The organism is Rhizobium indigoferae (assembly GCF_034554815.1).
Taxonomy (GTDB): domain Bacteria; phylum Pseudomonadota; class Alphaproteobacteria; order Rhizobiales; family Rhizobiaceae; genus Rhizobium; species Rhizobium leguminosarum.
The window spans coordinates 3,866,932-3,887,019 of sequence record NZ_CP140635.1 but is presented as its reverse complement, the minus strand read 5'-3'; the positions used below and the strand labels follow the sequence as shown (position 1 = coordinate 3,887,019).

Here is a 20,088-nt window from a genome sequence, read left to right as displayed (position 1 = left end):
TAGATGAGCAGCCGTCTGCAGGGCAAGAACATCCTGATAACCGGTGCTGCGCAGGGTATCGGCCTTGCGATGGCGAAGGCTTTCATGCGGGAGGATGCCGCCGTCTTTCTCGTCGATCGCGATGGGGCGCTGCTGGCGCAGGCGGCGAAAGAGCTCCAGCGCAGCGGCGGCCGGCTCGGTTATCTGCCGGCCGATATTACCGATGCCGGAACGATTACGACGTTGGTCGCTCAGGCGAATGAAGAGATCGGACAGCTGAACGCGCTCGTCAACAATGCCGGGGTCAATGTCTTTGCCGAACCGCTCGCGACGACGGACGAGGAATGGAACCGCTGCTTCGACATCAATCTGAAGGGCGCATGGAACTGCTGCAAGGCGGTGCTGCCGGGCCTCATCGAACAGGGTGGCGGCGTCATCCTCAACATCGCCTCAACGCATGCCTTCACGATCATCCCGCACACATTTCCCTATCCGCTGGCAAAACACGCGCTGCTCGGGATGACAAAATCCCTGGGGCTCGAATATGCGGCCCGCAATATCCGGGTGAACGCGCTGGCGCCGGGCTATGTCTCGACGCAGAAGGTGATCGATTACTGGAACAGCTTTCCCGATCCGGAGGCGGCAAGGGCCGAGACGATGAAACTGCATCCCGGCGGGCGCATCGCGACGCCGGAGGAGATTGCCATGGCGGCCGTGTTCATGATCTCAGACGAGTGCCCGTTCATCAATGCCACCTGCCTGACGATCGACGGCGGCCTCAGCGTGCTGCAGCATCCCGCTTGAAGGGCTTCGATCCCGCTATTTTTACAAGCCTGTCGTCTTCTCGGGATAGAGCATTATATTGCCCATCGGGAAGGCTATCTGATCTCCCGCAGGCACGGAGCGGCCCCTGCCGCTTTCTGAAAGCACAATCGAAAACAGGAGGACGGCATGCAGATCAATCGTACGGCTTCGGCTCATTGGACCGGTGGCCTCAAGGACGGCAAAGGTCTGATCTCGACGCAGAGCGGCGCTCTGAAGGATTATCCCTACGGCTTTGCGAGCCGCTTCGAAGGCGTCGCCGGCACCAACCCGGAAGAACTGATCGGTGCCGCCCATGCCGGCTGCTTCACCATGGCGCTGTCGTTGATCCTCGGTGAAGCCGGCTTTACCGCCGAGCATATGGAAACCTCTGCCAAGGTAACGCTCGAAAGCGTCGAGGGCGGCTTTGCCATCACCGCCATCCATCTCTCGCTCTCCGGCCGTATTCCCGGTGCCGATGAGGCGACCTTCACCGAACTCGCCAACAAGGCAAAGGCCGGCTGCCCGGTTTCCAAGGCCCTTGCCTCGGTTCCGATCACGCTCGACGTCAAGATCGTCTGATTTCCCTGCTGCCGGCGATGAGGTGCCGCGCGCGTTCGCGTCGCGGCACTTTTCAATTGCGTTCGATGTCCATCGTTCAGCCGCTCCAAATCCTCACATCCAATGAATTCGTGGTGCGCCGACCGGCGCTAGCCGCTCGCACGAGCACAGCCGACCCGAAGCTCTACTGCTCTCCGGGATGTTGACAAGTGACGCCTGATATTTTACGACTGACGAAATTCAAAATTCGTCAGTCGTAATTCGAGGCATCGAAAGTCATGGACGAGATCGCGGAAAACACGCTCGACATCACCCGGCAGGAGAATGTCACACGCATTCTCGACGCGGCCGAACGGCTGTTTCGGCACTATGGCTACAGCAAGACGACGGTGGCCGACATTGCCCGCGATCTCGGCATGTCGCCCGCCAATATTTATCGTTTCTTCGCCTCTAAGGTGGAAATCCACCAGGCGCTCTGCGGGCGCATGCTCGCCACCGCTTATCAAATCGCTTACGACATCCGCCATCAGCCTATCAGCGCCAGCGAGCGGCTGCGCCGCTATGTCGAGACCCAGCATCAGTTGACGCTCGATCTGATGCTCGACGAGATGAAGGTGCACGAGATGATCATCGTCGCGATCGAGCGCGACTGGCATGTCATCGAAAAGCATATCGACCGTGTTCATGATCTCATTGCCGAAATCATCGCCGAAGGCATTGCAGCCGGGGAATTCGCCGAGCAGGACCCGGTCGTTGCCTCGCGCTGCTTCGGTGCGGCGACGATCAATCTCTGCCATCCGCAGATGGTGGCGCAATGTCTTGCCAAAACGAACCGCGCAAGCGTCGACGAACTGATCGACTACGTGATCAGGGCGCTGAAGAAATAATGGACGGCAGCCGCCGTCGGAACCCCGAAACGATCCAGGAGTGCGGAAGATGTTTTCGCTCAAGACCCTCAGCCATCGCATGCCGTCAGTCGCCAGTCTCGTGCTCGTCGGCGCCATCGGCATCGGCGTTTCCGCCTGCTCGGAAGAGAAGGCTGAGGTCAAGGAAGTCATCCGGCCGGTGAAGGTCGTCGAGATCGCCAAGGCCGGCGACACCCGCAAGCTCGACTATTCCGGCTCGGTCAAGGCGCGTACGGAGATGAACCTTGGCTTTCGCGTTGCTGGCAAGATCACTGAACGCCTCGTCGATATCGGCGACAAGGTGAAACCGGGCGACGTGCTCGCTCGGATGGACTCCACCGATTACCAGCTGGCGGTCAAGACGGCGGAAGCCAATCTCGCAGCCGCTGAAAAGGGCGTCGAAACCGCCGATCTCGTCAACAAGCGCAATCAGCAGCTCTTCGACAAGAATGTTTCGCCGAAATCCCAGCTCGAGCAAGCCTCGCTCAGTTACGATCAGGCCGTTTCAAGCCGCGATGCCGCCGTCTCGGCACTCGATCAGGCGAGAAACCAGGTGAGTTATGCGGAGCTGAAGGCCGACCACAACGGGATTGTCACGACGATCAATGCCGATGTCGGCCAAGTCGTTGCGTCGGGCACTCCCGTCGTCGCCGTTGCCGTCGACGGCGAAAAGGAAGTGCAGATCGCCGTTCCGGAAAATGACATTGCCGAATTCAAGCCGGGCAAAACAGTCAAGGCAAGCTTCTGGGCCGACGACAGGCTGGTGCTCGACGGCAAGGTGCGGGAGGTTTCCGGAAGCGCCGACCAGCAGTCGCGCACCTTTGCGGTCCGGGTGAGCCTGCCGAACGATCCGCGCGTTTTGCTCGGCATGACGGCGACGATCGAGGCCGATGTCAGCAACGGCAACAGCTATGTCTCGATCCCGCTCAGTGCCCTGGCTGAAAAGGACGGAAAGCAGGTGGTCTGGACCGTCGACCGCGACACGGCGACCGTGCATGGCCGCGACATCAAGGTCGCCGATTTCACCGGCGACGGCGTGCATGTGACCGAAGGTCTCGATACCGGCGATCTCGTCGTTTCGGCCGGCACGCAGTTCATGAGCGAAAACCTGAAGGTGAAGGTGCCGGACCAGCAGTCGGCCCTGGCTGCCACCGACCAGACCGTTCGCTGAACGCGCCATAAAGAGAGAACAGGACCATGGACGCCACCATCACCGAAAAGCGGCCCTTCAATCTGTCGCGCTGGGCGATCGGACATCCAAGCATCGCCCGCTTCCTCTTCGGGCTGATCATCATCACCGGCGTGCTCGGGCTGATGCGCATGGGCCAGCGCGAGGATCCGGAATTCACCTTCCGCGTCATGGTCGTTCAGGCGCTCTGGCCGGGTGCTTCCATCCAGGAAATGGAAGATCAGGTCGTCAACAAGATCGAGCGCAAGCTGCAGGAAACACCGCATATCGACTGGGTCAAGTCCTATACCAGGGCGGGCAGTGCGATCATCACCCTGCAGGTCAAGGGCGACACGAATTCGCAAGAAGTGGCGGATGCCTTCTACCAGGTGCGCAAGAAGGTCGGCGACATCTCCAGCGAGCTGCCGCAGGGCCTGCTCGGCCCCTATTTCAACGACGAGTTCGGCGATACCTTCATCACGCTGCATTCGATCAGCGGCGACGGCTATTCCTATCCGGAACTGAAGAAATTCGCGATCCAGGCGCGCGACATGCTGCTGACGACGCCGGGCGTCGAAAAGGCCGTCATCATCGGCGACCAGCCTGAGAAGATCTATATCGACCTCTCGTCGAAGGCGCTCGCCGAGCGCGGCCTGACGATCCTCGATCTACAGAACGCCATCAAGGGCCAGAATAATGTTGATCCGGCCGGCTCGGTCGATACCGGCCTGCGCTCGGTGCGCATATCGGTCGAAGGCGACGTGAAGAAGGCGGCCGATATCCGCGAGTTGCGCCTTCGCGCCGGCGGCCAGGTGACGCGCCTCGGCGATATCGCCACCGTCAGTTCCGGGCTCGAAGATCCCTACCAGCGCAAGTACCGTTTCAACGGCCACGACAGCGTTCAGGTCGGCGTCGTGATGGCCAAGGGCTTTAACGTAACCGATGTCGGCAAGGGTGTTGAGGCGACCTATCAGCGTTTCGAAGAGGCGCTGCCCTACGGCGTCGCCGTCGATCAGATCGCCAACCAGCCGGACGTGGTGACCGATGCGGTCAGCGAATTCATGCATGCACTCGGCGAAGCTCTCATCATCGTGCTCGTCGTCTCGTTTGTGTCGATCGGCTGGCGATCGGGCCTCGTCATCGCCATTGCCATTCCGCTCGTGCTGGCCGCCACCTTTGCGCTGATGTACGAACTCGGCATCGACCTGCAGCGCATCTCGCTCGGCGCACTGATCATCGCGCTCGGCCTGCTTGTCGACGATGCAATGATCGTCGTCGAGATGATGGAGCGAAAGCTGGAGGAGGGGCTCGTCAAGATCGACGCGGCAAGCTTCGCTTATTCCTCGACTGCCTTCCCGATGCTGACCGGCACGCTGATCACCACGGCCGGCTTCATTCCGGTCGGCTTCGCCGCCTCGACGGCCGGCGAATATGTGCGCTCGCTGTTCTACGTCGTCGGCATCGCGCTTGTCACCTCGTGGTTCGTCGCGGTCTACTTCACGCCGTGGCTCGGCTATATGATCCTCAAGCAGCGCCATCACGCCGGCGAGCATCGCGACGCCTTCGACACCGGCTTCTATCGCCGGCTGCGCGGCACGGTCGGCTGGGCGGTGCGCCACCGCGTCATCGTTCTGCTGCTGACGCTCGGCACCTTCGTCACCAGCCTCTGGGCCTTCCAGTTCATTCCGCAGAATTTCTTCCCGCAATCCTCGCGGCCGGAAATCCTCGTCGATCTCTGGCTGCCCGAGGGCACCAGCATCAAGGAAGTCGAGGTGCAGGCAAAGGCGCTCGAAGCCAAGATGATGGATGATCCCGACAAGCGGTTCATTGCCACCTATATCGGCGAAGGCGCGCCGCGCTTCTTCCTGCCGCTCGACCAGCAACTGCGCAATCCGAACTTCGCCCAGCTGCTCGTCATGGCCAATGACGAACCGGCGCGCGAGCGGCTGATCGTCAAGCTGCGGACGATCCTTGCGGAAGACTTCCCCGATATTCGCGGTAAGGTCGACCGCCTCTTCCTCGGTCCGCCGACCGGCTGGCCGGTGCAGATGCGGGTCATGGGGCCTGACCGCCAGGAAGTCAGGGAGATCACCAACCAGGTAAAGGCGCGCTTCCAGGCCAATCCAATGCTCGGCGCCATCCATGACGACTGGCTGGAAGAGGTGCCGGCGATGAAGCTGGTGATCGACCAGGATCGCGCCCGGGCACTTGGCGTCACCTCGCAGCGTGTCCGTCAGATGCTGCAGACCGCCATGTCAGGGGCTGCGCTCGACGATTTCCGCGACGGCGAGGAGACGGTCTCGATCGTCGCCCGCGAGCCGGATGCCAGCCGTTCGCTGCTGTCGGCGGTCAACTCGGTCTATGTCCCGACGGATTTCGGCGGCTTCGTGCCGGTCTCGCAGGTCGCCAAGGTCGTGCCCGTCATGGAGCAGGGCATCGAATGGCGGCGCGACAGGCTGCCGACGATCACCGTGCGCGCCACGTTGCCTGACGATGTGCAGCCGAACGACGTGGTGATGAAGATGTATGCCGACATGAAGGACCTGCGCGACAGCCTGCCAGCCGGCTACAAGGTCGAGATCCAGGGCGGCGCCGAGGATGCAGCGGAAAGCCAGATGTCGATCGCCGCCAAGGCGCCGATCATGCTCGCCGTCATCATCGTGCTGCTGATGGTGCAGCTGCAGCATTTCGGCAAGGCGATGCTGGTGCTCGCCACCGGACCGCTCGGGATCATCGGTGCGGCCGCCGCATTGCTGATCAGCGGCGCGCCCTTCGGCTTCGTGGCGATCCTCGGCGTCATCGCGCTGCTCGGCATCATCATGCGCAATTCGATCATCCTGGTCGACCAGATCGACCAGGATATCAAGGCCGGCATGCACCGACAGGAGGCGATCGTCGGCGCGGCCGTGCGCCGTTTCCGGCCGATCATGCTGACGGCGCTGACCGCCGTGCTGGCGCTGATCCCGATCTCGCGCGGTGTCTTCTGGGGTCCGCTCGCCTACGCGATGATGGGCGGCATCCTGGTTGCGACCGTGCTTACCATTTTGGTTCTGCCCGCCGGTTACGCCCTTTTCTTCGGCCGAGAGCCGAAGGCAAAGGACGAGCCAGGCCGGCATGCCGACGCCATCCAGGAAGAGGCGGATGACAGACATCCGCCGGCGTTGGCAGCTGAGTGAGGACGGCGCGGCGAAAGCCGCGCCGTTTTCCTTGCAGATCACAGCTTACTCATCAAGCAGCGTCGCTGCCTATAGCGCCGCGCAGTCTTTACTGCCTGCTTCGTCTTGGAGCTGCGCGCCGATTCCATCGCCCCCTCGAAAAAGCTAAGCTGCGAAAGCATGCTGGGAGACCAACCACGATCCCGACCACCAACTGACGGGGCAAGGCACGATCATGGCCGATTACCATCTGGAAGCAAGCTGGAGCCCGATCGAAGGCAGCTTTGGGCGCCTGACCTTCACGCTGTTCAATCTTTCGGCCGAGCCACTGTCGACATTCTCGCTCGCCTATACCTCGGAGACGCGAGTTGCCGACAAACATGTCTGCGATGGTGGCAGCCTCAATCGACAGGTCGCGCATTTCCATGAATTCCTGCCGCCCGAAGACCTGAGCGTGCCGCCCGGCGGGCGCTGGCGGTTCACCGTCGAGGGGCTGACCAGGGAGCCGAAACATAGGACGGCCGGCGTCAAATCGGCCTATCTGACACTTGGCGACGGACGCCACGTGCCTGTTGGTTTCGGCGATCTCTTGCTCGAAGGCCGAGATGGCGGCGTGGCCTTGCCGCTTTTGCCGCCGGGCCGGGCCGAGGAACCTTATTCGCTTCTGCCCTGGCCGCTGGCGCTCGGGTTGAAGGCGGGAGAGCTGCCGGTCGTCCTTTATCCGGCCGAGCGGACGCGGCCCGATGCGGTCAAGGCGCTTTCGCTGGTTCTCGCGCTTTACCAGCGGCTCTATCCAGCCGACAACGTGCCGTTTTCCCTCAGTGCCGTCGAAGGCGGGCGGGCCATTCGTTTCGTCACCGAATCGTCGATCGCCGCCTTCGCTTACGAATTGCGTTTTACCGCGCATGAGATCGTGCTTTCGAGTGCGGACGCCGCCGGGCGGCATTACGGGCTGATCAGCCTGGCGCAACTGCTGCACGGCGCCCGCGCCGATCGCGAGCGCTTCAAATTCCCCAGTTTCGGCACGATCGCCGACCAGCCGCGTTATGACTGGCGAGGCTGCCATCTCGATGTGTCCAGGCAGTTCTATCCGGTGGCGGACGTCGTGCGGCTGATTGATATTCTCGCCTGGAGCAAGCTCAACATCTTCCATTGGCATCTGACGGATGACGAAGCGTGGCGGCTGGAGATCAAGGCCTATCCCGCGCTGACGGAGATCGGTGCCCGGCGCGGGCCGGATGAAGTGCTCGTGCCGCAGCTCGGCGACGGGGCGCAAACGCGCTCCGGCCACTACACGCAAGAGGACGCCAGGCGGATCGTAGCGCATGCAGCCTCGCTGCATATCGAGGTAGTGCCGGAAATCGATATTCCGGGCCATAGCATGGCGACACTGTTCTCGCTGCCCGAGCTCGTCGACGGGCAGGAGGCGCCGGACAGTTACCGCTCGGTGCAGGGTTATCCGAACAACGCCCTCAATCCGGCGGTGGAATTCACCTATGAATTTCTCGGCAAGGTGTTCGACGAGATGGTGGCGCTGTTTCCCGGCGAATATCTTCATATCGGCGGCGACGAGGTGGCGCATGGCTCCTGGCTGTCCTCGCCGCTCTGCAAGGCACTGATGGAGCGGGAGAAACTTGCCGGCACCGCCGAGCTGCAATCCTATTTCCTGAAACGTATCAAAGCCATGCTGGCGGAGCGCGGCAGGAAACTTGCCGGCTGGAACGAGGTCTCGCATGGCGGCGGCGTCGACCGCGACGGCACACTGCTGATGGCCTGGGAAAAGCCCGCCGTCGGCATCGAGCTGGCACAGGAAGGCTACGACGTGGTGATGACGCCAGGGCAGGCCTATTATCTCGATATGGCGCAGGCTGAGGCTTGGGCCGAGCCCGGCGCCGCCTGGGCGGGCTACGCGCCGCCGGAACACACCTACGCTTACGAGGCCGAGGGCGAGCTGCCGGAGGCGCTGCAGGAGAAGATGCGCGGCATCCAGGCCTGTATCTGGACCGAGAATTTCGTCTCGCGCGCCTATTTCAACCGGCTGGTTTTTCCGCGTCTCCCGGCGGTCGCCGAGGCTGCCTGGACGCCTTCTGTGCGTAAGGACTGGGATCGCTTCGCCGCGATCGTGCGGAGGTGGCCGGTGCTTTAAGGAATCGCAATTCCGGATGCAAAATCGCTTCGCACTTTTCGTGGAATTGCTTCAGTCCGTCTCGGCCTTCAGCCCCAATAGCGCTGCGCCGATCAGGCCGGGTTCGATGCGGCATTCGCTGCGCACCACCAGTGGGCGATCGAACTTGCGCAGGATGCGGGCGCGCACGGCGTGGTCGAGTTCGGCAAGCAGCGGCTCGACATTGGAAAGCCCGCCGCCGACCGGTACGATGCTCGCGCCGGTGATATTGATCGTCAGCGCCAAGGGCGAGGCGACAAGATCGACATAGACGCCGATCGTCCGTGTCGCCTTCTCCTCTCCATCGCGCCACTGAGCGATGATCTCCTCGCTGGCAAGGTCGAGATCGTGCAGCGTCTTGTGCAGTCGCTCCAGGCCGCGGGCGCCGCCGACAGTGTCGACGCAGCCCTTCTGTCCGCAGCCGCAGGCATAGGCGGGAATGGCCACAGGCGGATTGCCGGCTGCGGTTGCGATGATCGGCCCATGACCCCATTCGCCGGCAAAGCCGCCGGCCTCGTTGACGAGGCGCCCGTCGGCCACCAGGCCGCCACCGACGCCGGTGCCGAGGATGGCGCCGAAGACGATGCGGTGGCCGCGGCCGGCCCCGAGACCGGCTTCGGCAATAGCGAAACAGTCGGCATCGTTGGCGATCAGCACAGGCAGGCCGAGTTCGGCTTCGAGATCGGCCGCGAGCGTGCGGTCGTGGATACAGGGAATGTTGGCGCAGATCAGGCGCTGCGTATCGGGATCGACGACGCCGGCGATGGAGAGAGCGATGCCGTTCGGCTGTTCGCCGGTTTCGGCGATGATGTCGCGCAGGGTCTCGACGAAAGCGGCAAAATCATCCCTGGGTGTCGGGCGGCGGCCGAGGGGAACGATGTCTGTCTCGGAACGAGCGATGCCACCCTTGATGGCGGTGCCACCGATGTCGAATGAAATGATCATTGCCACTCTGCCGTTTCTCTGGTCTCCCAGCGTCTGCTTGCATTGTTGGCGGGGAATTTCAAGCGCTCATTCGGCAGGGTGTCGCCGGCTTTAGGGTCGTGCCGTGTGCCATCCCCTCTGTTCTGCAGGACATCTCTCCCGCAGGTCGAATAGGCGGGACGGTTCTCCGTCTTCCATTCCGTCATGGCAAGACGTTGGAGAAATCTGGTGATCCCCAGCCCATCGGCTCCGATCGCAACGGTAATTTCTAACCCCGCAAGTCATTCAATTGGCATATTGCATCGCCAGAATCCGGCCCTACACTTTCATAAACTGTCGGACCCACGACCATCGATACGAGAGAAAACAGTACCATCCGAAGACCACGTCCCAAAGGCCGCCGCCTCTCATCCATTTTGCGGCAGATGGCCGCCGACCACAGCCGCGAACGGATCTCGATCGGCGATCTATTCGACACGATGGGTGACAGGGCGATCAGCGCGTTGATGCTGATCTTCGCGCTTCCGAATGCCTTTCCCACTCCGCCGGGCACCTCGGCCGTGCTCGGGGCGCCATTGATCTTCCTGGCAGCGCAACTGACCTTCGGGCTGAAACCCTGGCTACCGAAGGTGATTGCCAACCGTTCGATGCGCCGGGAGGATTTCGAGACCATTGTCGGCCGCATCCACCGCTGGCTCGCCTGGGCCGAACGCATGCTGAAACCGCGGCTGGCGATCTTCGCCGAACCGCCGGCGGAATATCTTGCCGGGGCGGCATGCCTGCTGCTGTCGATCGTGCTGTTGCTGCCGGTCCCGCTCGGCAACATTCTGCCGGCGATCACGATCTCGGTCTTCGCTTTCGGCATATTGGGCCGTGACGGTCTTTTCGCGCTCATCGGCTTCGTGATGACGGCCGTGTCGCTCGTTATTGCCGGCGGGGTGATTTACGGTCTCGTGAAGGCGGCGATCTATCTCGTCCTGCGATGGCTTGCCTAAGCGGGGGTTTGCCCGAGTGAAGGCGGTTATTTGGCTGGGCTCCCTGCAACAGGCTCGACATTTGCCGGAATTTTGTTTTGATCTGGCGCGATACAGACTCAAACCATGTTCGGCGACGGCGCGCCGGCTCACTTTGCGCGGTAGGCATTAGATGGTAAAAAGATCCGAGACCCCTGCACGGCTCGACGATGCGGCGCGTGCCGGCTGGCTCTACTACGTCGCCGGGCGCACGCAGGACGAAATCGCCGCTGCGATGGGCATCTCGCGGCAATCGGCGCAGCGGCTGGTGTCGCTGGCGGTCGCCGAGCGCCTGATCAAGGTGCGGCTCGATCATCCGATCGCAGCCTGCCTGGAGCTCGGAAGCCAGCTGCGCCGTAAATTCGGGCTGAAACATGTGGAGGTGGTGCCGAGCGATCCCGCGTCGTCGTCGACGACGGTCGGTATCGCCGAGGCAGCGGCGGCCGAGATCGAGCGGTGGCTGAAACGGCCGGAGCCCATCGTACTCGCCATCGGTACCGGCCGCACATTGAAGGCGGCGGTCGACCAGCTTCCGGCGATCGAATGTCCCAATCACCGCATCGTTTCGCTGACCGGCAATATCGCCCCGGACGGATCGGCCGCCTATTACAACGTCATCTTCAGCATGGCCGATGCGGTGAAGGCACGACACTATCCGATGCCGCTGCCGGTGCTCGTCACCTCGGCGGAGGAGCGCGAGTTGCTGCATGGCCAACAGCTGGTGCGCTCGACGCTTAATATGAGCGCCCAAGCCGATGTCACCTTCGTCGGCATCGGCGAGCTCGGCATCGATGGGCCGCTCTGCGTCGACGGTTTTCTCGAGAAGGACGAGATGATGGAGCTGATGCGGGGGGGCGCTGTCGGCGAAATCTGCGGTTGGATCTTCGATGTCGATGGCAGGTTGATCGACAACCCGATCAACGAGCGCGTCGCGTCCGCGCCGATCCCATCCCGCGATGCATCGATGGTCATTGGGCTGGCCAAGGGCAAGCGCAAGTTCAAGGCGATCAGGGCCGCCGTTGTCGGCCATCAAATCAATGCTCTGATCACCGACGAAGAGACTGCTGAGTTTTTGCTCAAGAACTGAGCAAAAAATATTATATTTAAATCAATGGGATGACTATTGGCTTCGGCACTGCAGCAACGATTGCCGATTGACATTCTTTGTTGTTTGTTGAGTAATTGCCCATGAGCGAAGCGAATGCTCACACCCCATCTTCTGGGAGGAAGATTATGACATTGAGAACTTTTCTGCTGGGCGCCTGCTCAGCACTGGCGTTTGCCGGCATGGCTTCGGCCGAAACGCTGACGATCGCGACCGTGAATAACGGCGACATGATCCGCATGCAGAAGCTGACGGATGACTTCAAGGCGAAGAACCCCGGCATCGACCTTGAATGGGTAACCCTCGAAGAAAACGTGCTGCGCCAGAAGGTCACGACCGACATCGCGACCAAGGGCGGCCAGTACGACGTCTTGACGATCGGCACCTATGAAGTTCCGATCTGGGCAAAACAGGACTGGTTGCTGCCGCTCGACAATCTCGGCGCCAACTACGACGTCGACGACCTGCTGCCGGCAATCCGCAGCGGCCTGACTGTAGACGGCAAGCTCTATGCTGCGCCGTTCTATGGTGAAAGCTCGATGGTCATGTACCGCAAGGACCTGTTCGACGCTGCCGGCCTGAAGATGCCCGACGCGCCGACCTGGGACTTCGTCGCTGACGCTGCCCGCAAGATCACCAACAAGGACAAGGAAATCTACGGCATCTGCCTGCGCGGCAAGGCCGGCTGGGGCGAGAACATGGCCTTCCTGACGGCCATGTCCAATTCCTTCGGCGCACGCTGGTTTGACGAGAAGTGGAAGCCGCAGTTCGATCAGCCGGAATGGAAGGACACGCTCGACTTCTACGTCAAGCTGATGAAGGATGCCGGCCCTCCGGGCGCCTCCTCCAACGGCTTCAACGAGAACCTGGCGCTGTTCCAGACCGGCAAGTGCGGCATGTGGATCGACGCAACGGTTGCCGCTTCCTTCGTCGCCGATCCGAAGCAGTCGCAGGTCGCCGACAAGGTCGGCTTTGCGCTCGCCCCGGACAAGGGCCTCGGCAAGCGCGGCAACTGGCTCTGGGCCTGGAGCCTCGCCATCCCGGCGGGTACCCAGAAGGCAGAAGCTGCTGAGAAGTTCGTCGCCTGGGCAACCAGCAAGGAATACAGCAACCTCGTCGCCGAGAAGGAAGGCTGGCTGAACGCACCTCCGGGCACCCGCAAATCGCTCTATGCGAATGCGGACTACCAGAAGGCGGCTTCGTTCGCCAAGATGACGCTCGACTCGATCGAGTCGGCCGATCCGACCAAGCCGACCGTCAAGCCGGTCCCTTATGTCGGCGTGCAGTTCGTGGCGATCCCGGAATTCCAGGGCATCGGCACGGCAGTGGGCCAGCAGTTCTCCGCAGCTCTTGCCGGCCAGCTTTCGGTCGACCAGGCCCTGCAGAGCGCCCAGCAGCTGGCAACCCGCGAAATGACCAAAGCCGGCTACATTAAATAAAACCTCCTGAGCAAGAGGCGGATCCTTGACAATCCGCCCCTCTGGGTCGCCGATTGCCCGAACTGCATCGGCGGCCTCTTTTTTCAAACAAAGCTGCCTTGCGGCCGCTCCCCGCTTCCGTCCAGATCGGTGATTGCCATGGCAACGTTACATACCCGCTCCGCCGCGCGCCTGATGATTGCGCCCTCCGTGCTGCTGCTGTTTGCGTGGATGATCGTCCCGCTTGTGATGACGATCTATTTCTCGCTGCTGAACTACAATCTGCTCAGCCCCGGCATGGAGAGCTTCGTCGGCTTTCTGAACTACGAATACTTCCTGTCCGACCCGGCCTTCTTTGCGGCGCTGATCAATACGTTGTTGCTCGTCGCCGGCGTGTTGCTGATCACCGTCATCGGCGGCATCGCCTTTGCGCTGCTGCTCGACCAGCCGATGTACGGCCAGGGCATCGTGCGCATTCTGGTGATCGCGCCGTTCTTCGTCATGCCGACGGTGGCAGCACTGGTCTGGAAGAATATGTTCATGAACCCGGTCAACGGCCTGTTTGCGCATCTTGCCAAGGCGCTCGGCCTGCAGCCGATCGACTGGCTGGCGAATGCGCCGCTGTTTTCCGTCATTCTGATCGTCGCCTGGCAGTGGCTGCCCTTTGCTACCCTCATCATGCTGACCGCGCTGCAGTCGCTCGACGAGGAGCAGAAGGAAGCCTCCGAAATGGACGGCGCCGGGCCGATCTCGAAGTTCATCTACATCATCCTGCCGCACATGGCGCGTGCCATCACCGTGGTGATCCTGATCCAGACGATCTTCCTGCTTTCGGTCTTTGCCGAAATCCTCGTCACCACCAATGGCGGGCCGGGCACCGACAGCACCAACCTTACCTATCTCGTCTATGCCCAGGCGCTGCTGCAGTTCGATATCGGCGGGGCATCGGCCGGCGGTATCGTGGCTGTTATCCTCGCCAATATTGTCGCGATCTTCCTCGTGCGCCTCGTCGGCAAGAATCTGGAGGCTTGAGATGGCCAGAAAAGTCACAACACAGCGCAAGCTCATCGTCACCGCGATCGCCTGGACGCTCGGCATCCTGATCTTCTTTCCGATTCTCTGGACGTTTCTGACCAGCTTCAAATCGGAAGCCGACGCCATCGCCTCGCCGCCGCAATTCCTGTTCTTCCACTGGACGACGGAAAACTACGCCGAGGTTCAGAGCCGGTCGAACTATCTCAGCCACTTCATGAACTCGGTGATCATCTCCTTCGGCTCGACGCTGATCGGCCTGATCATCGCTATTCCCGCCGCCTGGGCGATGGCGTTTTCGCCGACCAAGCGGACCAAGGACGTGCTGATGTGGATGCTGTCGACCAAGATGATGCCGCCTGTGGGCGCGCTGATCCCGATCTACCTGCTGTTTCGCAATTCGGGTCTGCTCGACACGCGCACCGGCCTCGTCATCGTGCTGACGCTGATCAACCTGCCGATCATCGTCTGGATGCTCTATACCTACTTCAAGGAAATCCCCGGCGAGATCCTCGAGGCGGCCCGCATGGATGGGGCGTCGCTGATGAAGGAGATCGTCTACGTGCTGACGCCGATGGCGGTGCCCGGCATTGCCTCGACGCTGCTTTTGAACATCATCCTTGCCTGGAACGAGGCGTTCTGGACGCTCAACCTCACCGCCTCGAAGGCGGCGCCGCTGACGGCCTTCATCGCCTCCTATTCCAGCCCCGAGGGCTTGTTTTACGCCAAGCTGTCGGCGGCATCGACGATGGCGATCGCGCCGATCCTGATCCTTGGCTGGTTCAGCCAGAAACAACTCGTCCGCGGCCTGACCTTCGGCGCTGTGAAATAACATAAAAGGGAGAGAAACATGGGCAGCATTACCCTTCAGAAGGTTTCCAAGGTCTTCGGCGAAGCCAAGGTCATCCCTTCGATCGATCTCGACATCAAGGACGGCGAGTTCGTCGTCTTCGTCGGCCCGTCGGGCTGCGGCAAGTCCACGCTGCTCCGGCTGATCGCCGGGCTCGAGGATGTCTCCGGCGGCAAGATCGTCATCGACGGCAGGGACGCCACCGAAAAGGCGCCGTCTGAGCGCGGCCTGGCCATGGTGTTCCAGTCCTATGCGCTTTATCCGCATATGAGCGTGCGCAACAACATCGCCTTCCCGCTGAAGATGGCCGGCGTCGACAAGGCGGAGATCGACCGCAAGGTGACGGATGCGGCCCGGGTGCTGAACCTCACCGATTATCTCGAACGCAAGCCGCGCCAGCTGTCCGGCGGCCAGCGCCAGCGCGTGGCGATCGGCCGCGCCATCGTGCGCCAGCCTTCGGCCTTCCTGTTCGACGAACCGCTGTCGAACCTTGATGCGGCGCTACGTGTCAACATGCGCCTCGAAATCAGCGAGTTGCATCAGCAGCTGAAGACGACGATGGTCTACGTCACCCACGACCAGGTCGAGGCGATGACCATGGCTGACAAGATCGTCGTCTTGAACAGGGGCAATATCGAGCAGGTCGGCTCGCCGCTCGAACTCTACAGCCGCCCCCGCAACCTCTTCGTCGCCGGCTTCATCGGATCGCCGAAGATGAACTTCATCACAGGCCAACACGCCGCCGCGCTGAATGCACATACCATCGGCGTCCGGCCCGAACATGTGCTGTTGTCGATGGAGAGCGGCGATTGGAAGGGCAGGGTCGTGGTCGCCGAACATCTCGGTTCCGACACCTTCCTGCATATTGATGCCGATGGCATCGGCATGGTGACGGCGCGCGGTAGCGGCGACTTCCCGGCCAAAGCGGGAGACACGGTCTTCCTGACGCCGGACCGTTCGCGTATTCACAAATTCAACGAGGGCGGCCTTGCCATCTGAGGCAGGCGGCCGGGCTGGGGGCAGGCATGCGAGCCGGACAATGGCGCCCGGCCGCTTCCGGAAGACCTTCAAGAGGACTGAAACATGACGTGCAAATTATCGCTGGCAACGCTTTCGGATGTGGCGCGCACTGCCGCCATCCCTGGATATGACAGGGCATCGCTGAAAGCCGGCATCGTGCACTTCGGCGTCGGCAATTTCCACCGTGCCCACCAGGCGATCTATCTCGACGATCTCTTCAACGCCGGCACGGATCACGACTGGGCGATCGTCGGCGCCGGTGTGCTGCCGTCGGATGCCGCCATGCGCGAAAAGCTTGCGGCGCAGGATTTCCTGACGACGGTGGTCGAACAAGACAACAACAAGACGGCGGCGCGCGTCACGGCACCGATGATCGACATCCTGCCGGTCGGTGATGCCACTGCGATCATTGCCAAGCTTGCTGATCCGGAGATCCGCATCGTCTCGATGACGATCACCGAGGGCGGCTATTTCATCGACGCATCAGGCACATTCAATCCGACCCATCCGGCGATCGCCGCCGACGGACAAAATCCCCACGCGCCGAAGACAGTGTTCGGCCTGATCGTCGCCGGCCTGAAAGCGCGCAAGGACAAAGGCATCGGTCCCTTCACCGTCATGTCATGCGATAACATTCCCCATAATGGCGTCGTCACCGCCAATGCCGTCGTCGGCACGGCCGCACTTTCGGACCCTGCCTTTGCCGACTGGATCCGGGCGAATGTCGCCTTCCCGAACGGCATGGTCGACCGCATCACCCCGGCGACCAGCCAGCGCGAGGTCGATTTCCTCCGGGACAATTTCCAGATCGAGGACAGTTGGCCGGTCTATTGCGAGGAATTCAAGCAATGGGTGCTCGAGGATAAGTTCACGGCCGGCCGGCCGGCGCTGGAAAAGGTCGGCGTCACCTTCGTCCCCGATGTCACGCCCTACGAGCACATGAAGATTCGCATCCTCAACGGCGGGCATGCCGCGATCGCCTATCCGGCGGCGTTGATGGACATTCATTTCGTTCATGATTCCATGGAAGACCCGCTGATCCGCGCGTTCCTTGCCAAGCTCGAGAAAGACGAGATCATCCCGATCGTGCCGCCGGTGCCGAACACGTCGCTGACGGATTATTTCGCCCTGATCGAACATCGCCTGCTCAATCCGAAGATTGCCGACACCATTCCGCGGCTGGCGCAGGACGGCTCCAACCGCCAGCCGAAATTCATCCTGCCGTCGACGCTCGACAATCTGCGCCAGGGCAGGGACGTCGTCGGCCTAGCGCTGGTTTCAGCTCTTTGGTGCCGCTATTTCGCCGGCAAGTCCGACAGCGGCAAAGATATCGTCTTCAACGATGCGAGCGCAGAGCGCCTGCATGCGGCGGCGCTGAAAGCCAAGGACGACCCGTCGGCCTTCCTCGTCTTCGACGATATTTTCGGCGATGTGGCGAAATCCGAACTTTTCCGCAAGCGTTTCGCTTATGCTCTCAAAACCCTGTGGGAAAAGGGCACGCGGGAGACGCTGCAGCTCTATCTCGACGGCAAGCTCGCAGTGTAAGGAATCCGGATGGCGGTATCTGCTGCCCGCCATTGGTCCGGCCTTGCGAGTGACGCGGGACGGTAACACGTCCGAATTGAACTCAGGTTGGGTCTTCCATGGCTGATGCTGAAACACGGCTGGTCATCTTCGATTGCGATGGCGTACTCGTTGACAGCGAGCCGATCTCGATCAGCGTGCTCGTTGGGGCGATGAACGATCTCGGCGTCTCAATCACCGAGGACCAGGCTTATGAGCGTTTTCTCGGCCGCAGCCTGTCTACTCTGATCGATACGCTGGAAACCGAATTCAACGTTCATGCCGGCGAGGAATTCCTCGAGCGTATCCGCACCGATCTCTACGCCCGTTTTCGGACGGAACTGAAGCCGATCGAGGGTATCGCCGCGACGATCGACGGGCTTGGCGTTCCCTGTTGCGTTGCCTCGTCGAGCCAGATGGAGCGAATCCGGCTGTCGTTGTCGGTGACCGGACTTCTCGACAAACTGCCCGACATCTTCAGCGCGACGATGGTCAAGCGCGGCAAACCGGCGCCTGATCTCTTCCTGCATGCGGCGCGTGAAATGCAGGTCGAGCCTGCTCATTGCCTTGTCGTTGAAGACAGCCCGGCCGGCGTTGCCGCCGCCAAGGCGGCAGGCATGACGGTCTTCGCCTTCACCGGCGGATCACACGCCAACTTCGCCGGATACCGTGCCGAACTCGACCGCCTTTCGCCGGAAGTGGTGTTTGACGCCATGCCGGATTTGATACACCTTGTCCGCAACCATAAGCTGGACGGGACCAAGACTTGATGCGTGATCATGTGGTTGCGGTGGATATCGGCACGGGCAGTGCGCGCGCCGGCGTCTTCGATGCACGTGGCCGACTGCTCGCCAAGGCGGAGCATCCGATCGTGATGAACCGGCCGCGCGAAAATCATGCCGAGCACGATTCCGAAGATATCTGGTCGGCCGCCTGCATGGCAGTGCGCAGGGCGATGGAGCAATCCGGCATCGCCGCCGCCTCGGTCGGAGCGATCGGCTTCGACGCCACCTGTTCGCTCGTCGTCCGTGACGTCGAGGGCCGGCAGCTCAGCGTTTCCACAGGCGGGGAGAGGCGTTTCGACACGATCGTCTGGCTCGACCATCGGGCGCTGAAGGAAGCCGATTTCTGCTCGGCGACGCAGCATAGAGTGCTCGAACATTCCGGCCACGTGATGTCGCCGGAAATGGAGATGCCGAAGCTGATGTGGCTGAAGAAGAAGCTGCCCGCCACATGGGAAAAGGCCGGCTACTTCTTCGATCTCGCCGATTTCATGACGTGGAAATCGACCGGATCGCCCGCCCGCTCGCGCTGCACGCTGACGGCGAAATGGAACTATCTCGCCCATCTCGAAAGGGGCTGGCAGCAGGATTTCCTGGAACGGATCGGCCTTGAGGACCTTCAGGCGCGCGGCCACCTGCCGGATGAGACCACGCCTGTCGGAGACAGCGTCGGCCGGCTGACGCAGGAAGCGGCGGAAGCGCTGGGGCTGACGACGGACTGCCATGTCGCTGCCGGGATGATCGACGCCTATGCCGGCGCACTCGGCGCGCTTGGCGGCTACGCTGCCGATCCTGTCAAACGCGAGCATCAGCTGGCGCTGATTGCCGGCACGTCGAGCTGCATCGTTACCTTCTCGCGGGAACGCAAGCCGAGCCATGGCATGTGGGGTCCCTATTACGAGGCTGTCTTCCCGCAGTCCTGGCTGGTGGAGGCCGGGCAATCGGCGACCGGCGCGTTGCTCGACCACATCGTGCGCATGCATGCGGCCGGTGGCGAGCCGACGGCTGCGCTGCATCAGAAGATCGTTGCGCGCATCGCCGAATTGCGGGCCGAGGAGGGCGATGACTTCGGTGCGCGGATCTTCGTGCTGCCGGATTTCCATGGCAACCGCTCGCCGCTCGCCGATCCGCATGCCGTCGGCGTCGTCAGCGGGCTGACCCTCGATACGTCCTTCGACGGGCTCTGCGCGCTCTATTGGCGGTCTGCGGTGGGGATTGCGCTCGGCATCCGCCATATCCTGGAAATGATGAAGGAATACGGCTACATGCCCGATACGCTGCATATTGCCGGCGGGCATGTGAAGAACCCGGTGCTGATGGAGCTTTATAGCGATGCGACCGGCTGCAAGGTCGTGGTGCCGAAGATGAACGAGGCGGTGCTACTCGGGACGGCGATCGCAGCATCCGTCGCCTGCGGCTTGTACAAGGATCTGGCGGCGGCCGGCGAGGCGATGTATCCGGGCGGCGACGAACGGTTTCCCGACAAGGCCAAGCAGGCGCTTTACGACCGTGATTACCGCCGTCTTCTCGCCATGCACCGGCACCGCGCCGAACTGGAAACAATGCAATAGACGCCGCCTTAAGGACGCTCCAACACTTTGAATCTGCGCATAACCCCGAAAATCGGTATCGATTTTCGGGGTTATGC

At 61.8% G+C, this 20,088-nt stretch carries 16 protein-coding genes; 15 read left to right on the top strand and 1 reads right to left on the bottom strand.

Annotated elements, in window-relative coordinates; all coding sequences use genetic code 11:
• Nucleotides 1-3 precede the first annotated feature (3 nt).
• The 6 genes from U5G49_RS19245 (at nt 4) to U5G49_RS19220 (ending at nt 8,715) form a co-directional block, all read left to right on the top strand.
• Nucleotides 4-783 (top strand): SDR family oxidoreductase, encoded by a 780-nt coding sequence (locus U5G49_RS19245; protein WP_018243669.1) that lies wholly within the window; start codon nt 4-6, stop codon nt 781-783.
• 147 nt (nt 784-930) lie between these two features.
• Nucleotides 931-1,362, top strand: a complete 432-nt coding sequence (locus tag U5G49_RS19240) for an OsmC family protein (RefSeq protein WP_017967997.1) — start codon at nt 931-933, stop codon at nt 1,360-1,362.
• Between the two features lie 257 nt (nt 1,363-1,619).
• Nucleotides 1,620-2,228, top strand: a complete 609-nt coding sequence (locus tag U5G49_RS19235) for a TetR family transcriptional regulator (RefSeq protein WP_018243668.1) — start codon at nt 1,620-1,622, stop codon at nt 2,226-2,228.
• A 49-nt stretch (nt 2,229-2,277) separates the two neighbouring features.
• Nucleotides 2,278-3,417, top strand: a complete 1,140-nt coding sequence (locus tag U5G49_RS19230; protein ID WP_193444347.1) for an efflux RND transporter periplasmic adaptor subunit — start codon at nt 2,278-2,280, stop codon at nt 3,415-3,417.
• Between the two features lie 26 nt (nt 3,418-3,443).
• A complete protein-coding gene (locus tag U5G49_RS19225; RefSeq protein ID WP_193444346.1) occupies nt 3,444-6,590 on the top strand; it encodes an efflux RND transporter permease subunit in 3,147 nt (1,048 codons plus the stop codon).
• 214 nt (nt 6,591-6,804) lie between these two features.
• A complete protein-coding gene (locus tag U5G49_RS19220) occupies nt 6,805-8,715 on the top strand; it encodes a beta-N-acetylhexosaminidase (protein ID WP_193444345.1) in 1,911 nt (636 codons plus the stop codon).
• A gap of 51 nt (nt 8,716-8,766) precedes the next feature.
• Here U5G49_RS19220 and U5G49_RS19215 read toward each other — a convergent pair whose 3' ends face one another.
• Nucleotides 8,767-9,678 carry an ROK family protein gene (locus U5G49_RS19215; RefSeq protein ID WP_193444344.1) on the bottom strand — a complete coding sequence of 304 codons (912 nt, stop codon included), beginning with the start codon at nt 9,676-9,678 and terminating at the stop codon, nt 8,767-8,769.
• A 404-nt stretch (nt 9,679-10,082) separates the two neighbouring features.
• Here U5G49_RS19215 and U5G49_RS19210 point away from each other — a divergent pair, with 404 nt between their 5' ends.
• The 9 genes from U5G49_RS19210 (at nt 10,083) to U5G49_RS19170 (ending at nt 20,011) form a co-directional block, all read left to right on the top strand.
• Entirely contained in the window at nt 10,083-10,652 is a 570-nt protein-coding gene (locus tag U5G49_RS19210) for an exopolysaccharide biosynthesis protein (RefSeq protein WP_018447055.1), read from the top strand.
• Between the two features lie 151 nt (nt 10,653-10,803).
• Nucleotides 10,804-11,757 carry a sugar-binding transcriptional regulator gene (locus tag U5G49_RS19205; RefSeq protein ID WP_018072680.1) on the top strand — a complete coding sequence of 318 codons (954 nt, stop codon included), beginning with the start codon at nt 10,804-10,806 and terminating at the stop codon, nt 11,755-11,757.
• A gap of 146 nt (nt 11,758-11,903) precedes the next feature.
• Nucleotides 11,904-13,214, top strand: coding sequence for an ABC transporter substrate-binding protein (locus tag U5G49_RS19200; RefSeq protein WP_018243662.1), 1,311 nt, complete (start codon nt 11,904-11,906; stop codon nt 13,212-13,214).
• 138 nt (nt 13,215-13,352) lie between these two features.
• The gene (locus U5G49_RS19195) at nt 13,353-14,225 is read left to right on the top strand and encodes a carbohydrate ABC transporter permease (protein ID WP_018243661.1); all 873 of its coding nucleotides are present in this window, start codon (nt 13,353-13,355) and stop codon (nt 14,223-14,225) included.
• Nucleotide 14,226: 1 nt separating this feature from the next.
• Nucleotides 14,227-15,057 (top strand): carbohydrate ABC transporter permease, encoded by an 831-nt coding sequence (locus U5G49_RS19190; RefSeq protein ID WP_018072683.1) that lies wholly within the window; start codon nt 14,227-14,229, stop codon nt 15,055-15,057.
• Between the two features lie 18 nt (nt 15,058-15,075).
• On the top strand, nt 15,076-16,074 hold the full coding sequence (locus U5G49_RS19185; RefSeq protein ID WP_018243660.1) for an ABC transporter ATP-binding protein: 999 nt from the start codon (nt 15,076-15,078) through the stop codon (nt 16,072-16,074).
• An 84-nt stretch (nt 16,075-16,158) separates the two neighbouring features.
• Nucleotides 16,159-17,640 (top strand): mannitol dehydrogenase family protein, encoded by a 1,482-nt coding sequence (locus U5G49_RS19180; protein ID WP_193444343.1) that lies wholly within the window; start codon nt 16,159-16,161, stop codon nt 17,638-17,640.
• Nucleotides 17,641-17,738: 98 nt separating this feature from the next.
• On the top strand, nt 17,739-18,428 hold the full coding sequence (locus tag U5G49_RS19175; protein ID WP_128404174.1) for an HAD family hydrolase: 690 nt from the start codon (nt 17,739-17,741) through the stop codon (nt 18,426-18,428).
• Complete coding sequence (locus tag U5G49_RS19170; protein WP_193444342.1) at nt 18,428-20,011, top strand: FGGY-family carbohydrate kinase; 1,584 nt, start codon at nt 18,428-18,430, stop codon at nt 20,009-20,011. The genes U5G49_RS19175 and U5G49_RS19170 overlap by 1 nt, the downstream gene beginning before the upstream one ends.
• The last annotated feature ends 77 nt before the right edge of the window (nt 20,012-20,088 follow it).